The organism is Alteromonas sp. McT4-15, from assembly GCF_020515205.1.
Classification (GTDB): Bacteria; Pseudomonadota; Gammaproteobacteria; order Enterobacterales; family Alteromonadaceae; genus Alteromonas.
Genome location: NZ_JAJALG010000057.1, coordinates 1 through 11232 on the forward strand (window position 1 = coordinate 1; position 11232 = coordinate 11232).

Genomic DNA, 11232 nt, shown 5'->3' on the forward strand with positions numbered 1-11232 from the left:
ACCTGACTCCATTCCGAACTCAGAAGTGAAACGTATTAGCGCCGATGGTAGTGTGGGGTTTCCCCATGTGAGAGTAGGACACTGCCAGGTCCCAATTCCAAAAAGCCCTTGTCTTACGACAAGGGCTTTTTTTGTATCTGTTTTAAAAGTATCTTAACTTCAGACCCAATCAATTTAATGTTACTTTTTTGTATTGACGCTCAGTTGAAATAAATACGTAAAGTTATTAATACCTACTTATAAGCGTTAGTTACTTGCTGATCTATCTTTTATTCGCTAGCTTTTATATAAAGGGAGCAACGATAATAAATGCTTCAATTTTAAAATAGTGCCTTTCAATGTATTTAAAATGTAGTATGACTGTTGTCTTGTTGCTTTTCGCTAGTTTGGTAAAAGCGCAAGAGACAAGCATACCGATAGAAAATGATAATACCATCGTACTTGGGGTTGTTGAGTTCCCTCCGTTGGTTATTAAAGATCCCGTAGGTTTTGGTTGCCATGGTGAAGCCGTAACGATTTCTAGAACAATACTCGAGTTAGTTGGGTATAAAGTAGAGGTCGAATGTCCGCCTCCCGCTCGTCTTTTTGAGCGAATTCGAAAAGGTAAAGTAGACATAACAGTCAATGTAAAAGGCACAAAAGCATTGGACAATAATGTGACATTTGTCGAAAAGCCGTTTAGTCACTTATCGATAGTGTTAATGACAAATACAGGTGCGGGCGGTGATAAGACTGTTGCTGCTATAAGAGGTTATGACTATGTCGGCTTGAGACAAGAACTTGTAGATAGCAACTATACGTTTTTTGATATGCCAAACAGCACTGATGCCATTCAACTATTCCAGTTCGGTCGCACTACTCATCTGTTGACTTATGAAGCACCTTATCTTTATCACATTGAACGCGTGCCCGATAATATAAGTGATTTAGCAGTATCAATGCGTCGCAATATTCCCACTTTCTTTGCTATTTCTAATAAGAGCGAAAGAAAAACTGAATTGCTGGAAAAGCTGACACGACTGTTTAAACTTTCAGAAAGTGGAACAGTGATAGAGCAAATGCAAACTATGAATGAGTAGGTTAACCGCTACTTTAATTAGTTTAAATCAGGCGACAAAATGACACATAATTAGCATTATTTGGCTTAAAAATTCAAATGAATTCAGTGTGATAGTGGTAGCTTGAAAAAAAGTTAATAAATTATGAAATTTCGTCGCGTGTGGGAAGGTCTTCTTAAATACACGTGCTTACCGTACGTCAAACATGACTAAAATTATTGAGGGTAGATCAATGAAACAAATTAAAAAATCTTCTGTAGCTACAGCACTTGGTGCAGTTGTAATTGGCTCTTTGGCGTCTACGGTTGCTGTTGCTGAAGTGAATCCATTTGGAATGCAGTCACTAGAATCAGGCTACAGCCAATTTGCGGCGGAAGGCAAATGTGGTGAAGGCAAGTGTGGCGGCGATAAGTCTGCGAAAGAAGGCAAGTGTGGCGAAGGCAAATGCGGCGGCGACAAAAAAGCTAAAGAAGGCAAGTGTGGTGAAGGCAAGTGCGGCGGCGACAAGAAAGCTCACGAAGGTAAGTGTGGTGAAGGCAAATGCGGCGGCGACAAAAAAGCAAAAGAAGGCAAGTGCGGCGAAGGTAAATGTGGCGGCGACAAGAAAGCCAAAGAAGGCAAATGTGGCGAAGGTAAGTGCGGCGGCGACAAAAAAGCTAAAGAAGGTAAATGTGGCGAAGGTAAGTGCGGAAGCATGTAATCAAGGTCTCATTTAGCGAGATAATGTCAATTACAGAAGTGTGATTCAAACTATTATCTTGTAAATGCTTTGCTAAAATGGCCGTCATTCGATGGCCATTTTTTTTGAATGGTAATGAAGTAGTGGGGAAATTATGAATGCTATCAAAGGTGCTGGTTTAGGCTTTAGACGAGAAATGCTAGACGAGCTTTTACCGTCTTTGCCAAACGAAGTCGATTTTTGGGAGGTTGCCCCTGAAAATTGGATACCTTTGGGGGGCCGTTATCAACAACAGTTTGAACAAGCCTCAAAACAAGCCCCTTTCACTACACATGGTTTATCGCTTTCTATCGGAAGTAGCGACAAATTAGACGTTGAATTTGTCAAAAGCGTAAAACGCTTCTTAGATACTCACAATATCGACTTGTACAGTGAGCATTTAAGCTATTGCTCTGGCAATGGTCATATGTATGACCTTATGCCAATCCCGTTTACTGAGGAAGCCGTGCATCATGTGGTCTCTCGAATAAAGCAAGTTCAAGATATTATTGAGCGCCCGCTGGTGTTAGAGAATGTGTCTTACTATATTGCGCCGGGTCAAGAAATGACTGAGCTAGACTTTACTAATTCGGTTATACAAGAGTCTGGCTGTCTAATGCTACTTGATGTAAACAACGTTTACGTAAATAGCATCAACCACAAGTACGATGCTCATCGCTTTATCGAAGGGCTTCCTACTAACAAAATAGTGTATGGTCACATCGCAGGGCACTACGACGAAGCTGCAGACTTAAAAGTGGACACACATGGCGCAGATGTTATAGAGCCTGTGTGGAAGTTGCTTGAGCACGCCTATGCGACACATGGTGTTTTTCCAACGCTACTAGAGCGAGATTTCAATATTCCATCTATTGACGCACTCTTATCCGAGGTACGTCGCATTAAGCAAATTCAAGAGCAGTTTGACAGTATTGACGTTAAAGCGCTTAACGGGAGCGTGGCGTGAATAAATCGTTTCAATCTGTACAATCAGAATTTGTTAATGCAATAAAAGACCCTTCATCCTATCAGCAGCGCAGCGATGAAGAGTCGCGAAGAATGGAAATTTATCAGTCGCTATTTTTCAACAATATCGACAACTTTGTGAGCACTGCCTTTCCCGTGCTTAAATCCATAGTTATTAAGCTTTATGGAGAAAAAGGGTGGGAATCGTTAGTAAGACAGTTTTTCGTAGAACATGAGTGTCGCTCACCCTACTTTGCTGAAATTAGTAAAGAGTTTGTCGAGTATTTATCTTGCTCGCCTCAACTGGCGATAGCGTTGCCGGAGTTTAGTGCAGAGCTAGCGCACTATGAATGGCTAGAGTTAGACGTCAGTATTCGCTCTAATGATGACACGGCTGCCTTTTACAAAGAGGGGCAAAATGTACAAGCAATTAAAGTGTCGCCCTATGCCTCATTAGCAGGCTATTCGTATGCAGTTCATTTGATTGGTGATGACTATATGCCTGAAGATACCGCGCCAGAGCAGCAGTTTTATGTTGTTTATCGCGATGCTCAGTGCGATGTCCAATTTGCCAACATTAACCCGGTTACTGCAATACTGCTTAATACACTGGAACAACAAGAAAGTGGTGCGACGTTTGATGATCTCAGTAAGTTACTACAAGACCAGCTTCCTCAAATACCAAAGGATGCTTTGGTGTCCGGAATGCACCAAACCATAGCCGAAATGCTGCAAAAAGGCATCATAATGCCTGCCACTGTCGATTAACTATACGCCATTTATTCGCGTTATATTAAACTTTAGCCATGATCTGTATCGAAAGTGAGCGATCAACCACATTAGCGCTGTCAATCGCGCTTGCTTTCGATTAACATTTAGCACCATTTTTTTGTTCATAAAATTGTTTAGGTAGTGCAAATGGCTGACAATTCAGATTTCAAAGAAGTCTATAATAAGTGGTACTTTCTAGCATCGCTCGTAACTCTAATCGCGTTTCCGTTGATGCATATCATCGCCGGCTGGTTTACCTTCTGGTTATAACGCAGACATTCAAGGCAATATTGTGACTGCAGAATATATTAAATCAGTAGTAAAAACCGTACCTGACTATCCAAAGCCGGGTATTTTATTTAGAGATGTAACCAGCGTTTTGGAAGATCACAAAGCGTTCAGTAGCTGTATCTCATTGCTTGTTGAAAAGTATCAAGGCATGGGCTTCACTAAAATTGCGGGCACAGAAGCGCGTGGTTTTCTTTTCGGTGCGCCGTTGGCTATCGAAATGGGCATCGGCTTCGTGCCAGTAAGAAAACCAAATAAGCTTCCACGTGAAGTGGTTAGTGAAAGCTATGAGCTTGAGTATGGCACCGATACATTGGAAATTCACAAAGACGCTATTGTACCGGGCGATAAAGTACTTCTTATCGATGACTTGCTAGCAACTGGCGGCACTATTGCAGCCTCTGCAAAGCTTATCCGCTCTCTTGGTGGTGAAGTGAATCACGCAGGCTTTGTCATTAACCTTCCGGATTTGGGCGGGTGTGAGAAACTTTCTGCGCTAGACATCGAAAGTTATTCAATTTGCGAGTTTGAAGGCGAATAAACGTCTCAGATACTGCTCATAAAACACATAAGGCCAAAAACGTAATAATGAGTTATCAGGTATTAGCAAGGAAGTGGCGTCCAGGCAAGTTCAGTGAACTTGTAGGGCAAGAGCATGTAGTGTCAGCCATTTCGAATGCTTTGGATAACGATCGCTTACATCACGCGTACCTATTTACAGGTACTCGCGGTGTAGGGAAAACCACTATTGCGCGTATCTTTTCAAAGAGCCTTAATTGTGAAGAAGGTCAAGGTGCAAACCCTTGTGGTCAATGTAATACCTGTAAAGAGATAGAGCAGGGCAATTATGTTGATTTGCTCGAGATTGACGCAGCATCAAGAACGAAGGTAGAAGATACACGAGAGCTTCTTGATAATGTGCAATACAAGCCTACACGGGGCAGATACAAAGTTTACCTCATCGATGAGGTGCACATGTTATCAAAGCACAGTTTCAATGCGTTGTTAAAAACGCTTGAGGAGCCACCACCGCACGTCAAATTTTTGCTGGCGACTACCGATCCGCAAAAGTTACCGATAACGATTTTATCGCGCTGCTTACAGTTTAATCTGAAAGCGATGTCGCGTGAGCAGATCGTAGGGCAGTTGTCTCATATTCTTGAACACGAACAGCTTCCGTTTGAACCTCAAGCACTTGCTTTGTTGGCACGAGCTGCACAAGGCAGTATGCGTGATGCATTAAGTTTGACTGACCAAGCTATTGCCCAAGGTGGTAATCAAGTCGTCGCATCAATTGTGACAGACATGCTTGGCCTGATGGATAAAAACCAGCTGTTAAAAGTCATTCATGCTGTGGTGAGCAAAAGCGCGGCAGTCGTGCTGCAACTGGTCAACGACATTGCTGAGCAAGCGCCTGATTATGACAATGTACATGGTGAGCTTGCGAGTCTTTTGCATCAAATTGCCCTTACACAGTGGGTTCCAGAAGCGTGCAAACTAGAGACGACGTCTGCAAAAGCTATTTATCAGCTAGCCAAAACAATACCTGCAGAGCAGGTTCAATTACTCTATCAAATTGCACTACAAGGCAGAAAAGACTTACCGTTTGCTGCTGACGGTAAAAGTGCTTTTGAAATGACGTTAATGCGCATGATGACGTTTGCGCCCTCTGCGCCGCTTGCTGATACGGCTTCCGATATAGCGTCGGGAAACAGCGACGTTGCATTGCCGATTAGTGGCAATGCCAATGCTAATCAGAGTAATTCAACGACATCACCTCCAGACCCAAGTGGTGGCCCGGGAAACGTCAGTAAGCAGGAGGATACGCATGCTAGCGAAACTTCTGCAACTTCGATAAAGACGCAAGACGTAATCAACGACAGCCATGTTGTTTCTGATGAGACAGAAACCGCGGTACATCCCCAGCCAGATGAAAAGTCTGACAATGACGCATTAGAGACACCGTCGTCACAAGCCATGGTTTCTGAACAGGCCACATCAAACCAAGCAATGTCAGAACACGCCGTGCATGACCAAGCTTTGGCCGAACAATCTACACCTGATTATACTACTTCAGATACGCTTGTCTCAGATGTCGGTTTCGATGGACCACCGTTAGATGCATACATGGATGATATGCCAGTTTCATCAGACGATGATGCAGATTATGGCATCGACAATGTCGATCTACCTGTCCATTCTGAAGCGAAAGTACCTGAAGAACACAATTCATCAGCCAGCACAAATGTGCTTTCGTCAGAAGAACAATTGACGTCAACGGCTGACATGTTGGCGCTTCGTCAAAAGCTTAAACAGCGCAAGGCCGAAGAGGCAGACAGTAAAGCAACTGGTAATGGAACTAGCTCTGGGCTGGCAAGCGCAGGCGAGATTCAGGCTCGATTTGTAAAAACAGCGACACCTTCTTCACTAGATAATGAATCCAGCGAGTCCAACGGAGGTAGCGAACCCAGCGCTGATGCGGTTGACGAGGTCAGCGTTGCTGGAGGTTCGGCAGCACAGGATGCTGTGCAGGTTACTAACGATGCAACTACAACTGCCGATACTGTCGTAAAAAATGCTTTCCCTGGTGCGGAACAACAAAACGCTGAGCAGCATGAAGTTAGCAACGAAACGTCAAACGACGATTTTTCATTTGACGAGTTCGACTCTGACGCGCCTTACGCGAATGAGCCCAGTGCTTCAGCGCCTTTTGAAAATGAAGCACAGGCACCGAATTTTGAACAAGATTCGAATGAAGTAATCGAGCCCCAAAAATTACAAAAGGGTGATACCGCTTCAGCTGTTGATCATGACTTGCCTCCTTGGGAAAGCCAACACAGCTCGGCAGGACATTCAGACTCTAGCAATGAGCTGCCTCCTCATTGGGAAAATGCTCTACCCGTCGAAAGTGCTGCGCCTCAAGTGTATGACAATACTATGCAAGGCCATGGAGCGGAACAAACAGAATCATCTGATGCTGACTTTGCTCGCGATGCATTTGATTTTGATACACCACTTGCCACAACGTATAACGGAAATCTTAAAGCCTACCTCAATGACGGAAACAAGCTCACTCACGCCAGTCAAATTGACAGCTGGAGCCAGTTGGTAGAGCAAATGCCAGTCGCGGGTTTGCTTAAGCAGCTGGTACTTCATGCCTCTTTTGTGCGAAATGGGAACACGGTATCCCTTGAAATTGATCATAGTCAGTCGCATCTATTAAACGACAGTACAAAACAACAGCTAATAGATGCAATGCATCATGGGTTGGGCGAAAATGTAAATGTGGATATCACGTTGGGCGAACCATCGACGACACCATTTGCATTACAACAGGAAATACATGCCATGCGTCATGCGCATGCGCATACGGTAGTAAATACCGACGATACAATTCAAGCACTGCTATCGACCTTCGATGCCTCAGTATTAACCGACACGGTTAAAGCAAGATAGTAGATTTATTAACACCAAAACGAAGCGAGATAAGAATATGTTTAAAGGTGGAATGGGCAACATAATGAAGCAGGCGCAGCAAATGCAAGAGCGCATGCAAAAAGTACAAGACGACCTAGCAAAACTAGAAGTAACTGGTGAAGCAGGCGCAGGTATGGTTAAAGTTACCATGACGTGTAACCACAATGTGCGTCGCGTAGATATTGATGAGTCGTTGATGGATGACGATAAAGAAATGGTTGAAGACTTAGTTGCTGCGGCATTTAACGATGCGGTACGTCGAGTACAAGAAACCAGTAAGGAAAAAATGGGTGACGTAACTGGTGGAATGCCACTACCTCCTGGCTTCAAAATGCCGTTTTAAATAAAAACCCCCGTATTCATTGGTCTCTGGCTTTTTTAAAAGTTAGGGGGACAAATAGGGGACAAAGAAATATCTTCAAAGCTCGGCATATGTCCGAGCTTTTTCATGTATAACATTCAAAATTGAACTTACCAAGATAGAGCTAACACTCACTTACGGTTTTGTTATTGTCCGATGTAGTGGTAATTAGCGGAACAGATATGATAAGGATGTAGACAATACAACTTCCAGGTTTCATCTTAAAACAGCCCATATATTATCTTAGAGTAATATAGCGCTATGAAGTCTTCTTTTGGCTGCCATGTACTTTTGGCAAAGTCGAAACAATAAGTATTCTAATGGTACTTGGATCGAAAAGCGTACATTATTTAGAATTTCATCACATCAATAGGAAAGAGCACAAGTTTACTAAGTCATCAGTAGGAACTGTGAATGTTAGTGTTGAAAAATGACCTAAATTCTTGAAATAATTGAATATAAAGATATTATCTCAAAGCTGTCAGATAATGCTGCTGATAATTTTTACTATCATAGCTATGGTCTGTAGCGATTTATCTATGGCAGAGACAGCTATCAGGTGAAATTTCATTATGATGACAAGCAGCGCATAGTGCATGTCTAGATGATAATTAATACCGAGCGCCCAAATGCAATCGGCTAATTTTTTAGTAAGGAAACAGAGAATATGTACTTTTCGATAAGCAAAACTTTCTATTCAGGACTTATGTTGATGTTAGTTGCTGGATGTACAGCTACCCAAACGACAAATGAGAACACTTCTATTTATTCGAATCCTTTGAAATTTGAGATAGCTATTACTACGCCACAGGGCGATAGGCATGTTGCAAAGAAATCACTATTCAAAAATACAGATGGTGAGTGGAGCAATAATGGGCTTAATAGTTGGAAAATCGTCAATCAATATAGTAACGATGCGCTTTCAACACGGTATATTGATCAAACAAATGCAGAATGTAATTTTAAGTTTGATGTCAAACGCAAAGACAGTGATTCATGTATGACTGAGAACGGTTATAAAGCAGAAGTAACTATTATTCAGTTATAGTCAAAGTCTTATTAGAAAAAGTAAAATGGTAATTCTGTAAAGATTACCATTTTACTTACTTTAACTGCTAGATTATATCGTTGTTTCAAAGCGATTAGGAATTCATTAATTTTATCATTCATCGCTACTAAATTGCGGGTAGTAATTTTGAAAACCTGAGGCTAAAACCTCGATCAGCATCCGCATGAATAAGGCTCTCATAGAGTGCTCTATTTTCAGGGGTAACTTTTGTTACTGTTAGTAACTCTGCCCCAAGCTTTTTGCCAAATTATCCATAAACTCTGGCTTTTCTTCCTCAATCCATTTGCCATATATCTTGTGGATCATGCTGGTATCCCCATGCCCCATCTGCTTCGCAAGCCAGAGGGCGCTGGTTCCTGCCATTAGCAGCTGGCTCGCGTAGGTATGTCGGAGTTGATAAGCTGGACGATGGCGAAGCCCTGCTTTTTTTAGCCACGCTTCCCACTGTCCGTTAACAGTGGTGAGTTCTGGGCGTTTGTATGGCAAGTTCCCTCGGCTAAGAAATACTCTTCGTCGCATTACTAGCTCTGACTTATTGTTTTTGTATAAGATTCTTTCTTGTCGCGCTGGAAGTTGAGCTGACAGTTCCTTTAGTTCTTTTAGAACTTTAATCGCTTCTGGTAGCAGCTTAACGATCCGACGTCCATTTTTTGTCTTAGGAGGCTTGAGAGTGCCATTCCTTGTTAGGTTATACCTGACGATTAGTTTCCTATTTTTTAAATCTACGTCTTCCCAGGCGAGTGCCTTCAGTTCTCCATGACGCAAGCCTGTCCAAGCCAGAAACCTAATCATTAGTTTTGTTTTAGGAAGGTGCACAGTGGCAATTAGCTCATCCAGTTCAGCTTTGCTGAACGGACAAACATAAAGATCTTCATCCTCCAACTCGTCTGTGTCGCTTTTAGTCACAAATCTCAATCTTCTGCTTCTGCTCTCGTCCTCAGAGAGTCGCTCGACATCTTTCATTGGGTTATGTTTTATGAACTCTTCTCTTACCGCAAAAGCCAAGACTCTGCCTAAAACTTGACTGTAGTCGTTTACAGTGGCAACAGAACAGCCTCTAAACTTAGTTTCTTTAAATTTCCCTTCTTTGTTGCCAGTAACGGTTTTACTTCGTAACTCTTCAAGTATTTTCCTGTCCAGTTCAACGAGTAATTTTTTGCCATGTCCATAGAATTTCAACCAGTTTAAAGCCGTTATCAGCTTGTTTTGCATAGAGTCAGAAATCGTAGACTTCTTTTTTTCTCGATAAGCTAAAAAGCATTGTTCAACGGTCAATTTTGACGGCAATCTGTCAGAGCGTAATGGAAAATGTTTATCCCAGAACGCTTCGTTATCAACTTCATAAAGACGGTTGGCAATATCATTCTTGATATTTGCTAGAGTCGATACAGCTAGCGCAATATTCGTTTTAGTGGGCGCGTAGCCAAGCGATTTTCTGATTGGGCTTACTTTATCAGGCACTTTGAACTGCACACGGATGTTTCCCTTGTGCACGCTCAAGCCCTTGTGCTCGTTGATTAGTTCCATGATGCTCGTTGACAAACTACCCATCACATATACTTCCTAAAATTTACTACGTTTACAGAAATGGCGTGACCTTTATCAGCCTGCTTCCACACCTTGCCTTCGGGCATAGGCTTATCCTTGTTCTTCACTCGCTGACGAACGGCGCTTACGCTTTTACCTAGTTCGGCTGCGGCCTCTTCCAAAGTTAGCCATTGGTTTTGTGGCTTCTTGAGTTTCGCAAGCTCACTCTCTAGGAAAGCGATCTTATTCAGAATCCATTCGATTTTTTCAGGGTTGTCCATTACCTCAGCGATATTTATACTAGTTAAGTTGGTCAAGGCTTTTTTCTCTTTGTTCATAAAACTGATATCAGGTTACAAAACAAAAAAAATTTTCAGAAAAATTACGTGCTTTTGTGTATGCCTTCTAGCTATATGCGGTTCGTTTACTGGCATAAGGAGCTTTAACGTTTTCTGTCAGTTGTATACCGGAATTCCGCACTCAACCCTTGCTTTCAATATTCATCAAAACCACTGTCCCAAGAGCTGTCAAAGCTGTCTGATATAAGGTCGCTCGAAGTGTCGCATTCAAAAATATTTTCTGAATGTGAATGAAGCGAGTCGCAATTAAACGAGTCGCTTAAATCATCATTAAAGTCTTGAAAGCTGCATGAGGGGCTTTGTTCTTCTATAAAATCAGTACCGAGCGGATTGCCCGCTACATCTATCGTCGAGCCTTTCAACATGGGCAAGCCTGTTGCAGGGTTTACCGTCGTTGAATCTTGTGTATCAGTGTCTTCTGTCTCTGGCGATGTGCTAACTTCAACGTCGCAATGATCGAAAAGTGTCTTTGAAAGTAGCGTCATTTTTTCCTCGATTAATTTGTATTTCCATGACTAGAAATTTACGGAAAAAACTGCTGCATGTTCCGGCCCATTCCGATCACCCATTTCGGTTCAATCCGATCAGTGATTTCGGTCTAATCCGATCGCTTATTTCGGCGTTATCCGATCAAAAAT

Annotated in this window: 11 protein-coding genes and 1 rRNA gene; 9 read left to right on the forward strand and 3 right to left on the reverse strand. The window is 42.4% G+C overall.

Features of this window, described 5'->3' with window-relative positions:
• The 9 genes from rrf to LHL20_RS20090 form a co-directional block, all read left to right on the forward strand.
• Window positions 1-90: ribosomal RNA gene (gene rrf, locus LHL20_RS20050) — 5S ribosomal RNA — on the forward strand; the annotation flags it as partial.
• A gap of 266 nt (window positions 91-356) precedes the next feature.
• The gene (locus LHL20_RS20055; protein ID WP_226434564.1) at window positions 357-1079 is read left to right on the forward strand and encodes a substrate-binding periplasmic protein; all 723 of its coding nucleotides are present in this window, start codon (window positions 357-359) and stop codon (window positions 1077-1079) included.
• Between the two features lie 211 nt (window positions 1080-1290).
• The gene (locus LHL20_RS20060) at window positions 1291-1758 is read left to right on the forward strand and encodes an HvfA family oxazolone/thioamide-modified RiPP metallophore (protein ID WP_226434565.1); all 468 of its coding nucleotides are present in this window, start codon (window positions 1291-1293) and stop codon (window positions 1756-1758) included.
• Window positions 1759-1891: 133 nt separating this feature from the next.
• Window positions 1892-2743, forward strand: a complete 852-nt coding sequence (locus tag LHL20_RS20065) for an HvfB family MNIO-type RiPP peptide maturase (protein WP_226434566.1) — start codon at window positions 1892-1894, stop codon at window positions 2741-2743.
• The gene (locus LHL20_RS20070) at window positions 2740-3510 is read left to right on the forward strand and encodes an HvfC family RiPP maturation protein (protein ID WP_226434567.1); all 771 of its coding nucleotides are present in this window, start codon (window positions 2740-2742) and stop codon (window positions 3508-3510) included. Before LHL20_RS20065 ends, LHL20_RS20070 begins: the two co-directional genes overlap by 4 nt.
• 295 nt (window positions 3511-3805) lie before the next feature.
• Complete coding sequence (gene apt, locus LHL20_RS20075; RefSeq protein ID WP_159626351.1) at window positions 3806-4342, forward strand: adenine phosphoribosyltransferase; 537 nt, start codon at window positions 3806-3808, stop codon at window positions 4340-4342.
• A 47-nt stretch (window positions 4343-4389) separates the two neighbouring features.
• Complete coding sequence (dnaX, locus tag LHL20_RS20080; protein ID WP_226434568.1) at window positions 4390-7257, forward strand: DNA polymerase III subunit gamma/tau; 2868 nt, start codon at window positions 4390-4392, stop codon at window positions 7255-7257.
• 37 nt (window positions 7258-7294) lie between these two features.
• A complete protein-coding gene (locus LHL20_RS20085; protein WP_159626347.1) occupies window positions 7295-7621 on the forward strand; it encodes a YbaB/EbfC family nucleoid-associated protein in 327 nt (108 codons plus the stop codon).
• 730 nt (window positions 7622-8351) lie between these two features.
• On the forward strand, window positions 8352-8687 hold the full coding sequence (locus LHL20_RS20090) for a hypothetical protein (RefSeq protein ID WP_226434569.1): 336 nt from the start codon (window positions 8352-8354) through the stop codon (window positions 8685-8687).
• Between the two features lie 237 nt (window positions 8688-8924).
• Here LHL20_RS20090 and LHL20_RS20095 read toward each other — a convergent pair whose 3' ends face one another.
• The 3 genes from LHL20_RS20095 to LHL20_RS20105 form a co-directional block, all read right to left on the reverse strand.
• Window positions 8925-10235: a tyrosine-type recombinase/integrase gene (locus tag LHL20_RS20095; RefSeq protein ID WP_226434570.1), complete on the reverse strand. Its 1311-nt coding sequence runs from the start codon at window positions 10233-10235 to the stop codon at window positions 8925-8927.
• Window positions 10236-10258: 23 nt separating this feature from the next.
• A complete protein-coding gene (locus LHL20_RS20100) occupies window positions 10259-10573 on the reverse strand; it encodes a hypothetical protein (RefSeq protein WP_226434571.1) in 315 nt (104 codons plus the stop codon).
• Window positions 10574-10728: 155 nt separating this feature from the next.
• Window positions 10729-11079 (reverse strand): hypothetical protein, encoded by a 351-nt coding sequence (locus LHL20_RS20105; protein ID WP_226434572.1) that lies wholly within the window; start codon window positions 11077-11079, stop codon window positions 10729-10731.
• Between the last annotated feature and the right edge of the window lie 153 nt (window positions 11080-11232).